General features: G+C 48.4%; 19 protein-coding genes. 12 read left to right on the forward strand and 7 right to left on the reverse strand.

Annotation, left to right across the window (positions count from 1 at the left end; all coding sequences use genetic code 11):
* Nucleotides 1-71: 71 nt before the first annotated feature.
* A complete protein-coding gene (locus J2X05_RS15815) occupies nucleotides 72-407 on the reverse strand; it encodes an Rdx family protein (protein WP_310074206.1) in 336 nt (111 codons plus the stop codon).
* A gap of 138 nt (nucleotides 408-545) precedes the next feature.
* Here J2X05_RS15815 and J2X05_RS15820 point away from each other — a divergent pair, with 138 nt between their 5' ends.
* The 3 genes from J2X05_RS15820 to J2X05_RS15830 all read left to right on the forward strand — a co-directional run bounded on the left by J2X05_RS15820 (nucleotide 546) and on the right by J2X05_RS15830 (nucleotide 3,667).
* Nucleotides 546-1,376 (forward strand): FHA domain-containing protein, encoded by an 831-nt coding sequence (locus J2X05_RS15820; protein WP_310074209.1) that lies wholly within the window; start codon nucleotides 546-548, stop codon nucleotides 1,374-1,376.
* A 103-nt stretch (nucleotides 1,377-1,479) separates the two neighbouring features.
* Nucleotides 1,480-2,010, forward strand: a complete 531-nt coding sequence (gene ppa, locus J2X05_RS15825; protein WP_310074213.1) for an inorganic diphosphatase — start codon at nucleotides 1,480-1,482, stop codon at nucleotides 2,008-2,010.
* 325 nt (nucleotides 2,011-2,335) lie between these two features.
* Nucleotides 2,336-3,667, forward strand: a complete 1,332-nt coding sequence (locus tag J2X05_RS15830) for an MFS transporter (protein ID WP_310074215.1) — start codon at nucleotides 2,336-2,338, stop codon at nucleotides 3,665-3,667.
* Between the two features lie 64 nt (nucleotides 3,668-3,731).
* Here J2X05_RS15830 and J2X05_RS15835 read toward each other — a convergent pair whose 3' ends face one another.
* Both J2X05_RS15835 and J2X05_RS15840 read right to left on the reverse strand, forming a co-directional pair.
* Entirely contained in the window at nucleotides 3,732-4,148 is a 417-nt protein-coding gene (locus J2X05_RS15835; RefSeq protein WP_310074218.1) for a PilZ domain-containing protein, read from the reverse strand.
* Nucleotides 4,149-4,312: 164 nt separating this feature from the next.
* The gene (locus J2X05_RS15840) at nucleotides 4,313-4,804 is read right to left on the reverse strand and encodes a YehS family protein (RefSeq protein ID WP_310074221.1); all 492 of its coding nucleotides are present in this window, start codon (nucleotides 4,802-4,804) and stop codon (nucleotides 4,313-4,315) included.
* A 225-nt stretch (nucleotides 4,805-5,029) separates the two neighbouring features.
* Between J2X05_RS15840 and J2X05_RS15845 the strand changes: the two genes are divergently transcribed.
* The 9 genes from J2X05_RS15845 to J2X05_RS15885 all read left to right on the forward strand — a co-directional run bounded on the left by J2X05_RS15845 (nucleotide 5,030) and on the right by J2X05_RS15885 (nucleotide 15,507).
* Entirely contained in the window at nucleotides 5,030-5,413 is a 384-nt protein-coding gene (locus tag J2X05_RS15845) for a TfoX/Sxy family protein (RefSeq protein ID WP_310074224.1), read from the forward strand.
* Nucleotides 5,414-5,497: 84 nt separating this feature from the next.
* Nucleotides 5,498-6,394, forward strand: coding sequence for a response regulator (locus tag J2X05_RS15850; RefSeq protein WP_310074226.1), 897 nt, complete (start codon nucleotides 5,498-5,500; stop codon nucleotides 6,392-6,394).
* Nucleotides 6,395-6,486: 92 nt separating this feature from the next.
* A complete protein-coding gene (locus tag J2X05_RS15855; RefSeq protein ID WP_310074227.1) occupies nucleotides 6,487-7,752 on the forward strand; it encodes a hypothetical protein in 1,266 nt (421 codons plus the stop codon).
* Nucleotides 7,752-8,177: a hypothetical protein gene (locus tag J2X05_RS15860; RefSeq protein ID WP_310074230.1), complete on the forward strand. Its 426-nt coding sequence runs from the start codon at nucleotides 7,752-7,754 to the stop codon at nucleotides 8,175-8,177. The genes J2X05_RS15855 and J2X05_RS15860 overlap by 1 nt, the downstream gene beginning before the upstream one ends.
* Entirely contained in the window at nucleotides 8,174-9,784 is a 1,611-nt protein-coding gene (locus J2X05_RS15865) for a diguanylate cyclase domain-containing protein (protein ID WP_310074233.1), read from the forward strand. Before J2X05_RS15860 ends, J2X05_RS15865 begins: the two co-directional genes overlap by 4 nt.
* Before the next feature lie 242 nt (nucleotides 9,785-10,026).
* On the forward strand, nucleotides 10,027-10,797 hold the full coding sequence (tpiA, locus tag J2X05_RS15870; RefSeq protein WP_310074236.1) for a triose-phosphate isomerase: 771 nt from the start codon (nucleotides 10,027-10,029) through the stop codon (nucleotides 10,795-10,797).
* Nucleotides 10,798-10,979: 182 nt separating this feature from the next.
* On the forward strand, nucleotides 10,980-12,059 hold the full coding sequence (gene fbaA / locus J2X05_RS15875; RefSeq protein ID WP_310074239.1) for a class II fructose-bisphosphate aldolase: 1,080 nt from the start codon (nucleotides 10,980-10,982) through the stop codon (nucleotides 12,057-12,059).
* Nucleotides 12,060-12,089: 30 nt separating this feature from the next.
* Nucleotides 12,090-13,076 (forward strand): class 1 fructose-bisphosphatase, encoded by a 987-nt coding sequence (locus J2X05_RS15880; protein WP_310074240.1) that lies wholly within the window; start codon nucleotides 12,090-12,092, stop codon nucleotides 13,074-13,076.
* Nucleotides 13,077-13,491: 415 nt separating this feature from the next.
* Nucleotides 13,492-15,507, forward strand: a complete 2,016-nt coding sequence (locus tag J2X05_RS15885; RefSeq protein ID WP_310074243.1) for a carbohydrate-binding protein — start codon at nucleotides 13,492-13,494, stop codon at nucleotides 15,505-15,507.
* Between the two features lie 36 nt (nucleotides 15,508-15,543).
* Here J2X05_RS15885 and J2X05_RS15890 read toward each other — a convergent pair whose 3' ends face one another.
* The 4 genes from J2X05_RS15890 to J2X05_RS15905 all read right to left on the reverse strand — a co-directional run bounded on the left by J2X05_RS15890 (nucleotide 15,544) and on the right by J2X05_RS15905 (nucleotide 20,905).
* Nucleotides 15,544-16,770, reverse strand: a complete 1,227-nt coding sequence (locus J2X05_RS15890; protein WP_310074245.1) for a helix-turn-helix domain-containing protein — start codon at nucleotides 16,768-16,770, stop codon at nucleotides 15,544-15,546.
* Nucleotides 16,771-17,308: 538 nt separating this feature from the next.
* Nucleotides 17,309-17,932: a PEP-CTERM sorting domain-containing protein gene (locus J2X05_RS15895; protein WP_310074247.1), complete on the reverse strand. Its 624-nt coding sequence runs from the start codon at nucleotides 17,930-17,932 to the stop codon at nucleotides 17,309-17,311.
* Nucleotides 17,933-18,138: 206 nt separating this feature from the next.
* Nucleotides 18,139-19,518 carry a sensor histidine kinase gene (locus J2X05_RS15900; RefSeq protein WP_310074252.1) on the reverse strand — a complete coding sequence of 460 codons (1,380 nt, stop codon included), beginning with the start codon at nucleotides 19,516-19,518 and terminating at the stop codon, nucleotides 18,139-18,141.
* A complete protein-coding gene (locus J2X05_RS15905; protein WP_310074254.1) occupies nucleotides 19,508-20,905 on the reverse strand; it encodes a sigma-54-dependent transcriptional regulator in 1,398 nt (465 codons plus the stop codon). Before J2X05_RS15905 ends, J2X05_RS15900 begins: the two co-directional genes overlap by 11 nt.
* Nucleotides 20,906-21,171 lie beyond the last annotated feature (266 nt).

Consider the following 21,171-nt stretch of genomic DNA (forward strand, 5'->3'; position numbering starts at 1 on the left):
GCCAGCCACCCCCATTTAAAACAGTAAAAAGGCCATCAACTCAGGGCGCCTGAAACGATTTGTTACAAAAGTCAGTCTGCCTTTTTCGTGTGTCCATCACTGTGACCAAGCGAGCGCTCGGGGCAGAGTAGATCGCGCACCCGCTGTTTTAGTTCCTTCGCCTCCGGAAAACCACCGTCGCTAACCCGGTCCCAGATCAACTGGCCGTTGAGCCACACATGGAATATTCCACCGGTACTAGGATGTAGCGCCACCTCGTCCAGCTCGCCATCAAAGGTGCTCAATAACTCCTGCGCCAGCCACGCTGAACGCAGCATCCACCGGCACATATTGCAGTAGTGAATAACCACTCTATTTTTTGGTTGGGGGGGAGCATGAGGAGTTACGTACTCAGGAATATCAGCCATTTGATTGCCCTTTAGGGTATGAGTTAATAGAATTCGATGATAAGGTCATTCAGATCACAGGATCGGCGTCAAAATCCGCAGTTTCAGGGTAGATAGCAGCACAAATAATGATTCAGACGACAAAATACGGAATCTGCCATGCTCAAACTCCATTTTAAGGATAATCGACGCCCGCCCGTGTGGGTCGTCGAAAAACTCTTCTCTATCGGTAGAGCAGCAGACAACCACTTAATCATCGACGAAGACGGTGTAGACCCACTGCACGCCAAGGTCATTCAGGAAAATACCAAATACTTTCTCAAAGATAACAACAGCACCAGCGGCTGTTTCATCAATGGCCAGCGCATCACCCAAAAAGAAATCCTGCCTGGCGATATTATCAAAATCGGCAACAGCGACATTATCGTACTCGATCCTCGCAGCCTGCCCGATAAAGCCAAAGACACCTACAGCGCCCCCTGGCGGCTCGTCTCCGATAGCAGTTGGCTGGCGGGAAAGCATTTTATATTGCTGCCTGAGCGCAGCACGGTGATAGGGCGCGGCAACCAGTGCGATATTGTAATCCCCGGCACCCATTTATCGCGCCGCCACACCGAAATCAGCATCGAAGGCAACCATCTGCGCATTAAAGACCTCGGCTCCGCCAACGGCACCTTCCTCAATGAATTGCGTATCGACAATGCCACCGCCAACAATGGCGACCGCTTACGCCTGGATGTCTACACTTTCCGCATAGTCGCACCCGACCTCGAAGACAACAAAACCCGCATCCGCAAACCGATCGATGAGCTGAGCAAACCAGTTGAGCGCAAACTACCCAGCAGCGAACCCAAGCGCTGGAAAACCCGCCCCACTTCGCCCGGCAACCGCATCGAACCCAGCCTGAGCAACGGCCGCCGCAACGCATGGCTGGCACTGATCGCCGCTACCCTGGTGGTCACCGCTATCGTCGCCTTTTTGTTGTGGTAGAATCCGCCGCCTATTAGCTCAAAGAATTCTTGCTCCACCCGGTGCAGCAGATTAACCCGTTTCAATTCATTAATTTTCAATCAATAGACTTCAGGAACGCATCATGAGTTTTGAACTTGTCCCTGCGGGCAAAAGCCTGCCCGATGACTTTAACGTAGTTATCGAAATCCCCATGAATTCCGGTATCAAGTACGAGATCGACAAAGACAGCAATGCGCTGTTCGTTGACCGTCTGGTGAGCACTGCTATGTACTACCCTTGCAACTACGGCTACATCCCCAACACCCTGTGTGGCGATGGCGATGCTGCAGACGTACTCGTAGTATTCCCGCAGCCAGTGCAAGCCGGTTCTGTGATTCGCTGCCGTCCGCTGGGCGTGCTGAAGATGACCGACGAAGCTGGTGAAGATGCGAAAATCGTAGCGGTACCGCACGACAAACTGACTACTATCTACAGCGAAGTAAAAACCCTGCAAGATTTACCCGCAATCACTCTCAAGCAAATCGAACACTTCTTTGAGCACTACAAAGACCTGGAAAAAGGCAAGTGGGTAAAAGTCGCTGGCTGGGGTGATCTGGAAGAAGCGCGCGCAGAAATCCTGAAAGCCGCAGAAACCTACAAAGCGGGCAAATAATTGCGCGCGAACACCGTAAAAAAATGCATTACCGCAGCAATAAAAATTAATTGTTAAAAAATAGCGATTTAACATCGCAATAAAAAAAGTAACACCCAATAAAGCAGCATCAACCGCTTGATCAGGTGAGAGAGATCGCAGAGGCCACTTTCAGAAAAAGTGGCCTCTGTTTCCAAAGCGGAGTAACAATCAAGGCATGGATTACGCCGACTAAAATAAAACCAGTGGCAGTGAGTAACGCAAACCAATACCTGAAACAACACACACGAGCAGGTCGCCGTTACCACAAAAACACAACAGCAAGAAAAAACACAAGGTACTGACCATGAGTTCTGATTCTGCGATTGATTCCGCCTCTGTTATAACGCCGACCGCCAAAACTAAACATCCCTTGCTCTGGGTGCCAACCGGTTATTTTACGATGGCGCTGACTTACAACATTCTTACCGCAGCCGCCGTAATTATGTTCAGCAATCTCGGAATGAGTAATGCTGAGGCAGCAGGTTATGCCAGCGCCCTCGGTTTGGCATATACAATAAAACCACTGTTCGCTGCATTTTTGGAGATGTATAAAACCAAAAAGTTTTTTGTACTCGCCAGCCAAATCATACAAGGTATAGGATTTATCGGTGTTGCCCTGGCACTGAATCTTCCCAGTTTTTTTCTTCCCATGATTGTATTGTTCTGGGTAATTTCTTTTATCGGCTCAGTACAGGACATCACCAGCGACGGGGTTTATGTCACCTCTATGGACAGCAAACAGCAAGCGCAGTATTGCGGCGTGCAAAGCTTAAGCTGGAACCTTGGAAAACTGGCAATTACCGGCGGCTTAATTATTTTGACCGGTTTTTTACATGAAAATGTTTTTGGTCACGATCCCTTGGTAAATGGCACTGACTGGACTCAATCCTGGCAAATTGCCTTCGCGTTATTGGGTGCCGTTATGCTGGCAATGGCAGCTTGGCACTGGAAATTTATGCCCGATGGCTCGCGCTCTGAAAATACCCCCACAAGTGTGAAAGAAGCAAGTGCAACTCTGCTTGATGCATTCATCACCTTCTTCCAGAAAAAAGGAATTTGGATGATGATTGGTTTCGCACTCTTGTTCCGTCTCAGCTATGGTTTTTTGTTGGCACCCAGCATGTTGTTTATGAAAGACTCAATGGAAAATGGAGGACTTTCATTAACCAATCAGGAATTTGGACTTATCTATTCCGTCTTTGGCCTGATAGCCATGATCATTGGTTCTTTAATCGGCGGATTTTATGTTGCCAAAAAAGGACTGAAAAAGGCACTCTTCCCTCTTTGCTGCGCGATTAATATTCCCAATGTCACATTTTTACTGCTTTCCGTTATCCAACCGGAAAGCTACGCATTGATAGCTACCGGCGTCATAGTTGAGCAGTTCTTTTTTGGTATTGGCTCTGTGGGCTTTATGATTTATTTGATGCAGCAGCTCGCTCCCGGCAAATACACGACAGCGCATTATGCATTCGGCACAGCGCTAATGGGATTGTGCATGATGCTCACCGGTATGGTGAGTGGAGTATTGCAGGAAGCGATGGGTTATACCGGTTATTTTATTTTTGTGATGGTAGCAACTATTCCATCTTTTCTGATTTGCTGGCTCGCACCCTTCCATCAAAAACACGACTAAGATGCCATCAACAAACAAAACCCGGCTCATGGCCGGGTTTTGTTTTTTCGATAACCTGCTTTTATTAATGCTGCGCGTGATGATCAAAACTCGCCGAGTAGCGTTCAATCCACTCCAGTGCCGCCTCCTCGCTACTCAACTGCCGACCCTTTAACGCCAGGCGCTGGCGATAATCCTCAATTTGGCACACCTGCTCCACCATGCGCGTACGGAAAAACTCATCGTCGCTGGTAAAGCGCACACCCACCTCATATTTCGTCGATGACTGCTCGCGGCGCCACACGATTACACCGCGTCCGTGATAATCCGGTTTGGTGACCGGAATATCAAATTCGACCAGGGTGCCAACTTTTACCGGCTTATCGGTGATGAAACATAAGCCACCCGCGCTCAAATTGCGCACCCGAACGCGCGAGTCTTCGTCGCCGCCGGCGCAGACTTGAATGGGAATCGATGTGGGGTGGCGGATATAAGTGCGCATAACAATGACTCGCAGCAGATGAACTGGATCAACACGTGACAAGTAGGAGTACTTAAAAGTGTAATCCAGCAATCTCGTCTGGAACGGAAGCAATTGTTATGAAGAGGCCATACATTTAGAACGAACTATTTCGTTAGTACGGACTTTAGAATGTAAGCGACGTATTATTCGGACGCAGGCTCCATTGCATCAACGGCACTGCCACGCATCTTGAATTGTAAGCCCTTTAAAAAATTACGCAGTACTTGTGTCTGGCACTCACGATAATTGTTGTGCCCAGGCTTACGGAAAAATGCACTCAACTCGTGTTTACTCAGGGGAAAACCAGCCAGTTCCATCACTTCCAGAATTTGCTCATCTTTAAAATCCAACGCGATTTTTAATTTGCGCAGGATAATATTGTTATTGAGTCTTTTTTCTGGCTCGGGCTGCTCGCCCTCGCGCTTGCCACGTTTTTTATTGATCAGGCCATTCAAAAAGATAGCCAACTGCACGTCGCGCAACTCTTTGTAGTCGGGTTTATCATCCGCTTTCAACCAATCGCTCACCAGCTCGCGCGATGCATTGAAACCACCTGATGCAAACAGCGCCATCATTTGCGCATCGCCAAAATCAAAAATAAAACGCAGGCGGCGGAGAATATCATTGTTGGTCATAAGCAAATCCTGAACCTAAAAAAGCCGGGCACTATAGCAGTATTTATTCGTCACACCCAATTTGCATAAATACGCCCGTTTTCAGCAGTAAACTGTATATAGTCAAAAATTCAACTATCCTCGTTTTGGCGCAGAAAACGATCTTAGCAGGTCGTTGCAAACGGATGCGCAGCTCCATAAAGTTTTGGGGCTTTTTAAATAATAGTCAGGATAGGAAATCACCCAATGAACCTCAGCCATGCGTATCTGGATCGCATTATTGCCCGCTTGTCGCAAGTGGCAGAGGTTTCCTATCGCCGGATTTTCAATGGTGTCGGCATTTATTATCGCGGCGTGCAGTTTGCCATTGTGATCAACGACCACCTCTATTTCCGCGCCGATGAACACTCGCGCGCGCTTTACCAGCAAAAAGGCATGGCCGCGTTCCAGCCGCGCGCGGCAATTAATGTGGAATCCTCCTTCTTCCAACTGCCCAATGAAGTGCTCGACCAACCAGCCGAATTGAAACACTGGCTGCGTATCGCGGTGGAAGCGGCGCAAATTGGCGACTTCCGCGACGACGAAACCTGCCTCGATACACCCATCCGCCACCTGCATGCACGCGCGTGATTAGGTATTTCTACCTGCCCGGGATTGCGCGCAAATTATCAAAGCTGGGCTAGGCTAAAAGGATAATCGTTAGAGGGATGACCTATGGGCATTCGTATTCTGGTGGTGGACGATGCCACCTTTATCCGCGATATGATCAAAAAACAACTGCGCGATAAAATTCCCGGCGTGGAAGTATTTGATGCTCCCGATGGCGCACGGGCATTGGCGCAACTCAAAGGCCAGGCGGTCGACCTGATTCTCTCCGATTGGGAAATGCCCAATATGACCGGCGCCGAATTGCTCACCGCCGTACGCGCCATGCCCCACGACGGCACTATTCCCTTCGTGATGATTTCCAGCCGCGGCGACCGCAACCATATCGTCAAGGCGATCGAACTGGGCGTATCCGATTATTTAACCAAACCGTTTTCGGCTGAAGAGCTGCTGAAAAAAGTCTTCAAGCAATTGAAACTTGCCGGTAAATCACCCACGCAAGCGGTGCGTACCGCCAGCACCCAAGGGATTGCCTTTGCCTCGGTGGATGTATTGACCGGCAGTGGAGGTGGCACACCTAAAGCGGTTGCCCCCAAACCCATTAATCCCTTCGCCAATAACAGCGCTGGCGCATTGGGCGCAAAACCGGCAGCGCCCTCAGCCCCCGTCATTAAAGCAGTAGAAACTCCCAAGGCCGCCAAAGGCAAGGCGCAATTGCGCTTTTCTAACAACCGCACTTTTGCTTGTGTTATTCGCGAGATGTCATTGCAACTGATGAGCTGTTTAATGCAGCGGACAGATGATCTGCCCACGGTGTTTGAGCAGGCCGTCGTCGATATTGAAACTGGTGACGGCAGCAACCTCGCGCGCGTCAACGGCTATGTCCACAGCATCCAGGCGGGCGAGAACCGTCCCGATACCAGCGTAGTTAAAATCGTTATCCGCTTTGTCGATAACGATGCGGAAAAATTCGAAACACTGTCCAAATACATCGCCCAAATGTAAACCTGCAAAGCACGGCTCGCTGGCTATACTCAGTCCATGCCTCCATCAATGTTGATGTCCAGCCACTAGCGGATTTTCAGGTTGCCTTTCCCATGATGTTTGAAAATCGCATTTTCCCGCCACTACTAGCGCTCTTGCTAGTGTGTGTTGCACCACTCGCAAGCGCTGATGCAGAGCATCGCCTCTCTGGCTTTGCCACCCTGGGTATCGCGATGAGCGATAACCCCAAGCTTGTGTTCAGACGCGACATCACCAAAGATGACGGCGCCTACAAGCATAGCGGCAGCTGGAAAAGCGACTCCCTGCTCGGCCTGCAATGGCAGGGAGATTGGTCACCCGAATGGGGTACCATGGTGCAGCTGGTGGCGAAAGACCGCTTTAATAACAGCCTCGCCAATTCCATCGAGTGGGCATTTGTCCGCTATCGTCCCACCGATGGCCTGGATCTGCGCTTGGGGCGCTTGGGCGCCGATGTGTTTATGCTCTCTGAGTATCGGCAAGTCGGTTATGCCATCCCTTGGGTACGCCCGCCCCATGACCTTTACGGCCTTGCCTCCCTCTATCATTTTGACGGTGCAGACGTTACCAAGCGCATTGAACTGGGCGATGCCGCACTCAATATCAAAGCGTTTTACGGCAACTCGGATGAGGAATATCCCACCGGTTTCAATAACGACCAAGGCATTCACGTGGAGTTCGATCTCTATGGTGCCAGCACTAGCATGGAATGGAATTACTGGAAGCTGCGCTACACCTACGCCAAAGTGAAAGTCAAAAGTGACCACGCCAAACCCCTGCGCGAGGGATTAGCACAAGTGGCTTCGATATGGCCGCCCGCCACGCTTTTTATGTCCGAACTGGAAACCCTTGATAAAAGTTTTGATTACAACCAGATAGGTGTGAACTACGACAACAACGACTGGTGGTTTCAAGGTGAGTTTTTGCAATTGGGGTCGGAGCTGGCACTGGTTGCCAGCGGCAAACACGCCTATGCCAGTCTGGGCAAGCGCTTTGGTAGCCTGAGCATTTACGGTTTGGCCGGTTATGCGGAACCCAAAAACCCATCGGTTTACGTACCTTATCCCTCCATTGTGCTGCCTGAGCCCTTTCAATCCCAATTGGATTACCTGGTTGCTGCCACCGAGCGCACCCTGAATGGTGTGCGTATCAAGCAGCGCAGTTATGGTGTAGGCGCACGCTGGGATTTCACTGCAAAAATGGCCTTGAAAATCCAACTGGAACAATTTGACGTAGATAAAACCGGCACCAACCTCTGGTTGCGCACTGACAATACCCAGCCGATCCTTGCAGACCAAAAACCTGTTGTCCTTAGCCTTGCATGGGATGTGCTCTTCTAATGGCGAAAGTGATTATGTTGATCGCAGCGCTGATCTTCAGCGGCCAACTCCAGGCTGAGATACTGGTGATCGTCAACGCGCAGAATTCCGTCAGTGCACTGGAAAAAAAACAGGTAATGGATTTGTTTATGGGTCGAGCCTCCGCGTTTCCCAACGGGCAGTCAGCCGAAACCCTGGATTTAAAAACCGGTACACCCTTGCGCGCCCACTTTTACAAAATCCTCACCGGCAAAAATGAAGCCCAGGTAGATGCCTATTGGGCCACACTGATTTTTGCCGGGCGTATGTCGCCCCCCAAACAACTGGTCGATGAACAAACCTTGATTGCTGAAGTGGCCCGCAATACCGAAGCGATTGCGTATGTCACACGCCAGGCGCTACCCAAGAATGTAAAAATTGTAACGGAGTTACCCTCGCACGAATGAATATCCAAAGCCTGCACATTAAAGTCTCGCTTAGTGTCGCTGCCGCAGCGCTCTTTGTTGTGCTCTTGTCATCACAATTTTTTTACCAGCGCAGTTATGAAAAATCCTTTGCCGACAGCGAGCGCTCGGTACAACAATTATTGGAAACCGTACAGGCAACTGCAGCTATTGCAGCTTACGTTGGCAACCGTGAACTCGCGCAGCAAGTGGTCACCGGGTTAACGCAAAACGATATAGTGGTAGGCGCAAAAATTGTTGCCAACAAGGAAATTATTGGCCAGCACGGTCGAACCAATGCCGATGCAAAACAGCAATTGATTTCGATTAGCCTAAACGCGCCCTTCGATGAAAAAGAAAAGGTGGGCGAGCTCGCCGTGGTGCCCAATTTTCCGCTCATTGCACTGCGCGCACGCGATTCCGCCATGGCTACTGCGATAGGTTTAGCGGCGCAAGCCGCTGTAGTTGCATTGCTGGTATTAATTCTGGTGTATTGGATGATGACGCGCCCGCTGTCGTATCTCTCCGGCCGTTTGCATCGCATCACGCCCGGCGATGGCAACCGGCTTGATGTGGCTGGTGTACACCGCGGGGATGAAATCGGCTTGCTCGCAGGCGATATCAATGCCCTCCTGCACACCGTTGAAACCATGCTTGAGGAAGAGCGGCAATTGCGCCATCGCGTAGAATTATTGGAGACGCGCTTTCGCGGCATTTTTGAAGACAGCAGCGCAGGTATTTTTTTAGTGCGCGAGCGAGGTACTTTAGTCACCGCCAATCCGGCATTTTTTCATCTCACCGGCTTAACCGAAATACCGCAGTCTGCAACAGGTGATGACAATATTATCGCGCGCGTTTTTCTCGACCACGAACAAGCTTCATCGCTGATTAAATTATCCTTGATCAGCAAGCGTCCACACTCCGCCGATTTGCGCATCCGCACCGAACAAGATAATCAGGTGCGCTGGGTCCACTGCATTTTTTCGCCCGCGGGCAATACCCAACAGGGCGCTACTGTAGAAGGGGTGATGTACGACGTTACCCAGCGCAAATATTCCGAAGAACGCATTCGCGAGCTGGCCGAAAAAGACAGCCTCACCGGTTTGAGCAACCGGCAGGCAGCTGAAAGTGCACTGGAAGAACTTATCCAGCAAGCCCCGGTGGGCGGCAAAGAATTTGCGGTGATGTTGATCGACCTCGACCGATTTAAAACCATCAACGATACCTACGGCCACGATGCGGGCGATAAAGTGCTGGTCACTATCGCTGCGCGCCTGCGCAAATTGGTGCGCGACTCCGATGTGGTCGCACGTCTGGGTGGCGATGAGTTTTTATTGATCCTCAACCACGCCGGCAATATCGACACCATCAAACGCATCGCGCAAAAAATTCTCGATGCACAACAAGCCCCCATCGAAATACAACCCGGAGTGCTGGAAAAAATCGGCATGAGCATCGGCATAGCGCTCTACCCCGAGCATGGCGACAACGCACTGAGCGTGCGCAAACATGCTGACCAGGCTATGTACATCGTCAAACGGCAGGGCAAAAACAACTACGCATTTTATGACCCCAGCGACAACGACCTACCCCTCACGGCCAACAACTAAACATTCACAAAATGTAAACGATTACATTTTGTGAATGTACAAAAATGAAACGTTTACACATGTTTTTCACGATAATTTAGGATTTAATTTCTAAAAAAACCCAATTTAAAGCAATATAATTTCAATCGACTATTGCTCGATTTCATTCCGCTGTGTAGCATTTTCACTTATCAGCTCGCCAATCGCCGACGACCCATTTTTATCGACGCACCCTTGTGCACATCTTCTTTTGAGTAGATTTCATGAAACAACGTAAACCCATAGTGATCGCCAACTGGAAACTCAACGGCGGTCTGGATTTGATTTGCACTTCGGTGGCCTCGTTTATCGGCAAACACTTTGCGGCGCAAATCGCCATCTGCCCACCCTATTTGTATATGCGCGATATGCTGACTTTTTTGCAGTATTCCGAATTGCAAATCGGCAGCCAAAATGTGAGCCGCTACGAATCAGGCGCCTACACCGGCGAGACCTCTGCACAAATGCTCAAGCAAGCGGGCTGCTCACTGTGTTTAATAGGCCACTCCGAACGCCGCGCGATGTTTGCGGAAAATAACGAGGGCTGCCAAATCAAAGTGCGCACTGCCTTGAACCACGAATTATTGCCGGTGCTCTGTGTCGGTGAAAACCAACAGCAGCGCGAAACCAATATCACCGAGCAAGTATTGCGTGAACAATTGCGCGGCGGCCTCACCGGTATTGACCTGCACGGCAAAGACCTGTGCATCGCCTACGAACCTGTCTGGGCGATTGGCACCGGCCTTGCAGCAACACCCGCAATTGCACAAGAAGTGCATCAATTTATCCGCGCAGAACTCACGCGCATTTTTGATGAAGCTACTGCCAATCGCGTGCGCATTTTGTACGGCGGCAGCGTAACCAAAAGCAATGCGCGCGATTTATTACAGCAAGCAGATATCGATGGTCTGTTAGTGGGCGGTGCGAGTTTGGACCCGGGGCATTTTGTTGCGATTTGCGAACAGGCGTCGGAACTTGCGGAGATTGATGACTAGAAAACCTTGGGCGCGTTCGGCGAGAGTTGGGCGCAGCAAGCGGCGCCCCTACGAGTCAGTGCAACGAGAAATGAAGTCGTGCACATAAATTTATATTCGACATAAAAAAGAAAAACTAAAAAAATCCAATCGGCGAATAACTCGGTCATCACAAAAAATCAACCACAGCTCAGGATTTGATGATGAACAGTCTCGCGAACCTCGTTGCCCCTGGCGTTGCCACTGGCGATGCCGTAAAAACCTTATTCAATGCCGCCAAAGCCGGCGGTTTTGCCTATCCCGCGGTCAATGCAGCCAACACCAATACGATTAACGCTACACTCGAAGCGGCACGCAAAGTGAATTCGCCGGTGATTGTGCAGTTGTCGCAGGGCGGCTCCGCGTTTTTTCTCGGCAAAAGTGTCAAGCTCGATGGCCAAGGTAGTTCGATATTAGGCTCAATCGCCGCTGCACATTATGTACATACAGTGGCAGAAGCCTACGGTGTGCCGGTGATATTGCACACCGATCACGCCGCGAAAAAATTATTACCCTGGATCGATGGACTGCTCGATGCAAGCGAAAAACATTTTGCGCAAACTGGTGCACCGCTGTTCAGTTCACACATGATTGACTTATCGGAAGAATCGTTACAGGAAAATATCGAAATATCTGCCGCTTATTTAACGCGCATGCACAAGCTGGGCATTACTCTGGAAATCGAATTGGGCTGCACCGGTGGTGAAGAAGATGGTGTGGACAACAGCCATCTGGATAATTCCGCGCTCTATACCCAACCACAGGATGTGGCCTACGCCTACGAGAAATTGCGCCCCATAAGCCCCCGCTTCACTATAGCGGCGTCTTTCGGCAATGTGCACGGCGTTTACAAACCGGGCAATGTAAAACTCACGCCGGAAATTTTGCGCAACTCCCAAACCTTTGTGAGTGAAAAATTTGGTGTGCCGCACAACAGCCTGGATTTTGTTTTCCACGGCGGCTCAGGTTCTGAAGCAGACGACATTGCCCAAGCGATCCACTACGGTGTTGTAAAAATGAATATCGATACCGATACCCAATGGGCATTTTGGGAAGGGACAATGGAATACTACAAAGCCAACGCTGAATATTTGCAAAGCCAGATTGGCAACCCAGAGGGTGAAGAAAAGCCCAACAAAAAATATTACGATCCGCGCGTCTGGCTGCGCCAAAGCGAAGAGCATATGGTTAAGCGTTTGGAACAATCCTTTGCCGATTTAAATTGCCTCAACCGTTATATCTAGTTAAAACGAAAAACCGCTACAGGTAATTGCATGAAAAATTTACTCAGTGTATTGCGCAGCGATGAAGTTGCCGCCGATTTAATCCAGGTGATTGAAACGGTGATCAATGCGAGCAAAGAAATTGCCTTCCGCGTGCGCCAGGGGGCACTCGCGGGCGTGCTTGGCTCCACGCAAGATGAAAATATCCAGGGCGAAACCCAAAAACAATTGGATGTCATATCCAACCAATTATTGAAAGACTTATTACTCGCCTGTGCACCTGTAGCGGCTCTCGCCTCGGAAGAGGAAGATAGCGTCGTCGCGGCCAATCCAGAGGGACAATATCTGGTGGCCTTTGATCCACTTGACGGCTCATCCAATATCGATATCAACGGCCAGATTGGAACTATATTCAGTATTTACCGCGCACTCGATTCAGTTCCGCACAACAGCGAATTGCAATTTAACCAGCAGGGGACACAACAAGTCTGCGCCGGTTATGTGCTCTATGGGCCGTCAACCCTGCTCGCCATTACCACCGGCAAAGGCACGCGCTGCTTTACCCTGGACTCAACCCAGGGCACTTTTTTATTAACGGCAGATAATATCCAGATCACAAAAGACACCCAGGAATTTGCCATCAATATGAGCAACTCGCGGTTCTGGAACGACGATATGCACTGCTATATTGGGGATTTAATCCTCGGCGAAACCGGCCCGCGCCAGAAGCGCTACAACATGCGCTGGAACGCGGCAATGGTGGGCGATGTGCACCGCGTGCTTACGCGCGGCGGCATATTTTTATACCCATCAGATAAACGCAATGCCAAACAACCGGCAAAATTGCGTCTGTTGTACGAAGCAAATCCCATGGCACTGTTAATTGAAAATGCCGGCGGAAAAGCCTTTAGTGAACAGCAGCGGATTTTGGCAATCCAACCCAAACAATTGCATGAGCGAGTGGCGGTAATATTGGGCTCTGCGAATGAAGTGGACGAGTGTTTAGGTTATCTGCAAGCGCATCCGACAGCGTATTAGAAGACCACAAGCAGAAGCCTGTGCAAGGGTCGTTTGCTTGATATCGAGCAGATTGCATTAACTGTTTTGTCATAACGTTCGACCTTAAACGAAGCTCCGGTAATCCACTCACTACCGGGGCTTTTTTATTCCCCTTGTTTTATAAATCCCGCCGCATGCTAAAAATTTGAACCAGCTCTATAAAAAAGTGGCTGTTTAGCACAAAAACTACAGGTGCCAGTTTCGCCGCGAAGCTGGTGCGCACCAACTTTGACGCTGTGCAACTTCTGGCGCGCGTCGGCTTGCACAAAATTTACTATCGGGTAGCTGGCTTGAATCCTTATACAACGGAATAACAAAGAGGATGCATTACCAAAACTGATCGGCAATCGCCAGCAGCACAACACCGAATAATAAATTCATAGAGGTTTTCCAAATGACTACATATCTTGATGCTCAAAAAGCCCTCAGGGGCACTGCTGCTGTGGGAGGCATGCTGCTTGGCCTTCTAGCTGCACAGGTCAATGCTGCGACCACCACTGTCCAGGCCGAAAGCTTTAACAATATGCTCGGCATCCAAACCCAGGCGACGACCGATACCGGCGGCGGACTGAATGTGGGTTATACCGATGCCGGCGACTGGATTTCTTACCCAACGCTCAACTTGCCCTGCGCGGGTACTTACACCGTCCAATACCGTGTAGCGAGCGCAGTGACCGGCTCGGTGCTGGTGCTGGAGAAATCGGGTGGAGGTGCCACTTATGACACACTCCCGGTACCCAACACTGGCGGCTGGCAAAACTGGGTCACCATCACTCGCGATATCACCCTGCCCGGCGGTGCACAGGGCTTGGGCATTGTTGTACCTGCAGGCGGCTGGAACCTGAATTGGTTTAGCCTGACCGACAAGTGTGCGGCAAGCTCATCCAGCAGGTCATCTGTGGCGGCAGGCACCAATCTCCGCTTGCAAGCGGAAGACTACGATGAGTTCTTTGATACCACAGCCGGTAATAGCGGCGCAGCCTATCGTAACGACGCAGTGGATATACAAGCACTGGCCGCGGGTGGCGGATTTAATGTAGGTTGGATCGTTGCCAATGAATGGCTCAAATTTACTGATGTTGTCATTCCAACCTCCGGCCAGTACACCATCCGCGCACGGGTTGCGAGCCCCAATACCGGGGCCCAATTTGCAGTTGATCTAAACAGCGGCGCAACTTTCCTCACCAATATGGTGATCCCCAACACCGGCGATTGGCAAAACTTCCAGACCATCCAGGCTAACGTGACTATCCAGGCCGGCACCTACGACCTGGGTATGTTTATGGCGGTGGGCGGATTCAATCTGGATTGGATTGAAATCGTTTCTGGCACAAACACATCTACTCCAAGTTCATCCAGCGCCACAAGCACGTCCAGCTCAGCACCGGCCAGCCAATGGAAAACTGCTGCACAAGCAGCAACGGATATGGGTGCAGGCTTTAATTTGGGGAACATGTTCGAAGGCGAGCAGAACGCGTCAACCTTCGCCAATGCCAAACCCAAAATCGATGCTTACTACGCCAAAGGCTTCCGTAATGTGCGCATCCCGGTTACCTGGACTGAAACCATTAACGGTTCGCGCCTAGCCAACCAACTTACTGGAGTGGTTGACCGCAACCATCCAAGGCTCGCACAACTTCAGCAGACGGTTGACTATGCGCTCTCCCTGCCGGGCATGCATGTTGTCATCAACGCCCACCACGAATACGGCCTGAAAGACAACAACCGCGCCGCGGTACTTGAGCGTCTGTGGCAAGACGTGGTGGATATTTTTGGCAATCGCAACACGCGCCTGATGTTCCAGTTGCTGAATGAGCCACATCTTTCTGATGGTAGTGCAATGCCAGTCGCCAACATCCGCGCGATGAGTGGCCGGGCTTATCAAAAGATTCGCGCAGTAAATCCACAGCGTATTGTGATGATTGGCGGCAACCAATGGTTTGGGTCTTACGAGTTGGGTAACGTGTGGTACGACCTGAGCCCGGTCGGCAACGGTAATGATCCCTACATAATGGCCTCCCATCACCACTACGAGCCCTTCACCTTTTCCGGTCAAGACGGAAACCATGCAATGGCCTGGACGACTGCCACCATCGCTGATCCTCTGACGCGGGTAAAAAATTGGGCTGATTCGGTCGGCAAAGGTATGCCAGTGTATGTAAGTGAATGGGGGGTAGGCTGGGCCAAGAACAAGCCCACCATGACCTGCAACAACATTCGTTTGTGGTACCAACAAATGCACTCGCTGGAAGCTCGTTCGCGCAACTATCCGACTGCAGTATGGGACGACGGTGGCTGGTTCACCATTTTCAGCCATGCAACGAACAGCTTTAACAACAATTTGGTTGACTGTATCACCGGTCAATGTGCATGGGATGGCAATACACGCATCAACGCTGGTTGCTACTAAGTTACCGCTTGGTGAATTAACCTGAAACGGGAAGGCTTAGCCTTCCCGTTTTTGTTGGGCGAGTGGATTTTTACGGAATTCAGTGGCAGTAACTCCCACATAACGTTTAAAAAACCGATTGAATGCCGACTTACTGTTGAAGCCGGATTCCAAAAAAATATCTAAAATGGTTCTATCGGCATAATCCGGATTGAGTAATAACTCTTTTGCCTTATTCACGCGGTACAAATTAACAAATTCATAAAAGTTCGTCTGGAAGTGTTTATTGATAATGCTCGACACCTCGCGATAGGAAAGACCGATGCATTTTGAAAACTCTTCTATATTCAAATTGTTTTTCAAATATAACTGATCAACTTCCATTCCATTTCTAATTTTTGTTAGTTCATCACCGGATAGAGAGCTGTGCGTCACATCCGCCGCCTCAGCACCTTTTGGCAGCGTTTTGGTCGCTTCTAATTTATGGCTATAGACAAAACTGTAAATAAAAATTCCATTGAGCAACACCAGCGTAATGTAATTATCGGCTATGCCAAGTGAATCAGCGATTGCCACAGGTAAATACCGCCCCCCGAAATGCGTTGCCAACGCCCATCCCCAATTCAGCGCAAAACCAATTGTCAACACACTAAGCCAAACAGGTCCATTGACGGTGTAACTCGAATAATATTCCTTTAAATTATTGTGATAATAGAATGTCATGATTACCGCCAAAATCGCATAGATAAACGGTGTTATGCGTAAAAAGTGCCATACCCACACAACATGCTGTATATCATCTGGAGATTTGTGCACACCTATAAAACGCAAATTATCGGCATCAATTTGAAACACCCACAACATAACTAAAACAATCAATAGCGGTGTTGCATATAGAAAATTTTTGTAATTAATTTTGAAGTCATGCTGCGTTAACGACGCCACATATAAATATAAAAATACACCTTTGGTGATAGAGACTATTGAAAAAAACCATGGAATTAAATTTTTTAACAGTATTGAGTTGATACTAATGTACGCATTCCACAGCAATACATTTGAAACCGCAGCAGCGCCCAAGCTGAGGAAAAACAAGCCCAACAACACCGCCGACAGGGGTTTGGTCTTTGGTAAGAAAAATTGGTAAATCACCAGCAGTACACAAATCGCTGCCGTCAGCAATGAAACAAAATCGTGCAGGTTAAAAAAGGGCATTTTTGCAACAGGCAATGTTGAATTAACGAGTACAGAATCCGGCGATTGCGCCGGGGCATTTGCCGCCATACAAATGGTACACATGAATATTAGTAGAGATGCCAAATACCTTTGTGCTTGCATAAGCTACTCCGGTGAAATCTTGTTTGTTATTGTAATAGTTCACTCACCCACAAAATATGGTCAGCTGCATTGTAACAATCATAGCTTAAATCATTGATTGAGAATCAGCCAAGGGCGATAGCCAATAATTCTGTTACCTAACCGATATTAATTGAGGACACAATAAGAAATACCTGGAGCGAGCAGCAACGCACTTTGGAAATTCAACCGCAACAATTACTTGAACACGTTGCAGTCATTTTAGGTTCCGCAAATGAAGTGGATGAATGTTTGGGCTATTTTGGAAAATAACCGGTTTGTTCATAACGAACAAACCGGAGGAAAATGTACGGCTTAAAAGATTTTCAATCTGGCGCTCATGCTGCGCATTAGCCGTCAAAAGTGTCGAGAAGCATTAATCTGTTTTTTGCTATCTAGCAAATAGAAGCTGTACCACGATCAATAATTTCCAAAGCCCTCTACAGCGATACCGCCGTGTAAATGATTAGAATATTTTGCAAAGGGCTGACACGTTTCTTAGTTGATATTTGTGCCCAAAGATGACAGCAAGTGCGAACAGCACCAACCATAATGATGATGGCTCGGGAACTGAATTAACTACTTCAATAGTCACTCTATAATCCCAGGAAAGATCAAACGGCCCCGAAATAGAAAGCCCAGCAGCTTGATTCAAGAGAAAATGATTGAAACCATTGAGCGGAAGATTACTGAAACTAGCATAAGGTGACGGTTCACCAATGCGGGTATATTCGTACCACTTGAAGTCATAGGTAAAATCTTGCAGTGACCAAAATGTCGTTGCCCACAGGCTCTCAAGTGACTCCTGAGAATCTAGTACAGAATTAAAGATCTCAGCGGTTATGGATTTTATGCTATATCCTTCTTGTAAGCTCAAAACGTACCGATTTGCTTCGGTATAAATAAACGGATCGATGTCATCACCAATCCAACGGGTTGAGCCTAAAATTTCATTTGCCCCCATCTGCAAATTAAGCATTGGCATGCCCTCAGAGCTACCATTAATACTTTCATCCCAAATGATCGTTGCATTGCTGCTTAATGCCACTGCCGATAAACAAAATATCACTAATGAAGTTAAAATTTTCAAAGGTTTCTCCTTAAGTATCACTGTTATTTGATATGTTTTGCACCATTTCTCCTTGAACTATATATGCGTCGAATGATTTCGACGAGCGCCTTCCGTTTGATGGCAACTAAATCTTAACCTAGTCTTTTTAGCAATACAGCCGCTATCTCCGTTTATTCAAAAGAATCTCTCAAAATGTCACACATTTGGGCACAATAGCGCAAAGCCTAAAACATCAACCGCAAAAGACTTCCACCTTTTTCATCATGTAGTGCACAAACCGATCCGCGATGCGCCTGCATAATTTGTTTCACCAAAAACAACCCAACACCAGTGCCATCTCGTTTTGAGGTGTAAAAAGGCACAAAAATTTGTTCCAATTTGTCTATTGGAATTCCTATTCCATTATCAATCACATCGATTAATAAATTGCCGCCATGACCAATGTAAGCATGTAAATAGATTCGGCCATTGTTCATTGAAGATAAGGCGTCCATTGAATTTTTCACTAAATTGATTAGCGCCTGCTCAATTTGGGCAGGGTCACCATGTAATTTAAGATGTCCAGGAGTTGCGTTGCACTCCAATGTGATTTTCCGCTCACCTGCCTGCACCTGAAACAAGCGGCATACATTCTTCAGTAAATCCTGCACAACTATATCCACGCAATTTAGTTGCGGTGGATTGGCAATACGTCGATAAGCCTGCACAAATTGCATTAAATGTTCAGCGCGGCGCGCCACCGTATGGATCGCTTGTTGCGCATCCTGCAAAGACTCATCGGTATTCCCATGGTTATCTAATTGCGTCAACAATAATTCATCTGCCGTTTTGCTCAGTGACGCGACGGGCGTCATTGAATTCATAATTTCGTGGGTAAATACCTGTACCAAATTTTGCCAGGCGAGAATTTCCTGCCTATCCAGTTCGCGTTGGATAGGCTGAATACTAATGACTTTTTTGGTTCCACCTTGTAATTGAATCGCTGCCGCCGACAGTGCCACTGCTATAGACACTTGATCACTCAACAGATGGGAACTGCGCTGTTCGCCTGCCGTTATTTGCTGGATGTCCTGCGCCAGTTGAGCGCCGTATTCCTGCAACTGATCGACTGCCGCCAGGTAGCTGCGTTTAAATAATTGCTGCGCGGCCACATTGACCAATTCAATTTTTGCGCCTTCACCCTTATCTTCAACAACCACCAGCGCAACAGGGACTTTTTCCAGCAGCAAACTGTAATAGCGCACCAGTTCTTCATTTTTCTGTCGTAACTGTTGTAACTGCGTTTGCAATTCCTCCCACAGGACTTTGAGGTTTTGGCTTTGTTTAAAGCGGGTATTGATTCGGCGTGCGCCGTCTTCATAACGCACTGCGTCAAAAAAATTTTCCATTTCGCTCTGGGTGGATTGCATATAACTAAAAAGTAAATAAATCTGTATCGACAATAATATCGCTATGCCAATCATACTGAATAGTAAAAATGGTTCCGCGTGATAAATACCGGCCAAGAGCAACATAGTGCAAAGAATCAGCACTAACCGCAGCAGTATATTGATACGAAAATCCGTCAATCCTGACTTGATTGACATCACAGCGTTAGAGATCATGTTTTTCCATCCTGCGATAGAGCGCCATGCGCGTTAAGCCCAATTCCCGCGCCGCTTGTGAAATATTGCCCGCATGTTTTTTTAGCGCCTTCTCAACTGCATTGCGCTCTAATATTTCCAAATTTAAACAGTTAGTTTGTACTGAATCAGATAGAGAATTTTCAGCCACAGGTGCGAGGGCAAAATCTTCCGCTTGCAAGGTATCTTTATCACTCAACACCAGCGCCCGCTCAATGGCATGATTTAGCGCACGCACATTGCCTGGCCAGGAATATTCCTGCAGTGCGGCCAGCGCTTTGTGGCTAAGTAGTGGCTTTTTGCGTTGATATTTTTGTGCATAAACGCTAAGGAAATGATCGGCTAACAATGGGATATCGTCTTTGCGTTCGCGCAGCGGCGGCAGAGTAAGTTCTACGGTATTCAGGCGATATAATAAATCCTGGCGAAATTGCCGCTCATCCGTTAAGTGCACGTAGCTAGCATTAGTTGCGGCAATAACACGCACATTTAATGCAAAGGGTTTTTCATCGCCAACTGGTGTTACCTGGCGTTGCTCCAGCACACGCAACAACTTTACCTGCAGATGCAGTGCAAGATTGGCGATTTCATCGAGGAATAAAGTCCCGCCGTTGGCGGCGACCAATCTCCCCATGCGATTTTCATTTGCACCGGTAAACGCCCCTTTTTTATAGCCAAACAATTCCGCTTCAAATAGATTTTCCGGAATTGCGCCCATATCAATAGCCATAAAAATATTGCCGGCGCGTTTGGAGCGCGCGTGAATCTCACGTGCGAGTAACTCTTTACCGGAACCATTTTCACCCAAAATTAAAACATTGGCTTCGGTAGGTGCGCAGAGGCTAAGTTTGCGCAGTAGCTCACGCATGCTGGTTGTCTCGCCGATAAAACAAGCCGGCTTTTGCATCTGCGACAAATGCTCTAACGAACCGCGCAATGCGACATTTTCACCCTGCAATAATTGGTTTTTATTGCGCGCCTGTGCCAACGCCACAGCGCTGTGCAGAGTCGCAATTAATTTTTCATTGCTCCAGGGTTTTATCACAAAATCTGTTGCGCCCGCCTTAATCGCATTGACCGCCAATTCAACACCGGCATAAGCCGTCATCACCACTACCACAATCTGCGGATAATGTGTTCGCAAATAGGCGAGCCATTCAAAACCATCGCGACCAGAGTTATCGCCGAGGGTAAAATTCATATCCAGCAATACGACATCAATCATGTGATGCGCTAAAAACTCTGGCAGCTCGGCCGCGTCATTTAAACAGCTCAAGGTTTTTATCTGGCGTTTGAGCAACAGGCGCGCCGACAACAAAATATCCTCATCGTCATCGAGCACTAACAGATGTCCAGCAATTACTGTCATGAGAAATATCCCTAGCATTATTGTTTTCTAGTGAGCGTAATCGCAGTTTATGTCGTTCGATTGCGAACAACAAGCGTTCGAAATCGAACACATCAAGCCACGAGGCACCTACCAAAAGAACGATAACCAATTGAAATTATTGGCTTTTATTAAATGGCATAGCTGTTGCGACATAAGTAGCAGCGCTGCTCGGTGGACAAGGCTACCCAGAGCGATAAGCCGTTGATAGCGCGATATTTTTTAATCAAGCCGCAACAAAACGAACG

This window comes from Cellvibrio fibrivorans, assembly GCF_031457055.1.
Taxonomy (GTDB): Bacteria; Pseudomonadota; Gammaproteobacteria; order Pseudomonadales; family Cellvibrionaceae; genus Cellvibrio; species Cellvibrio fibrivorans.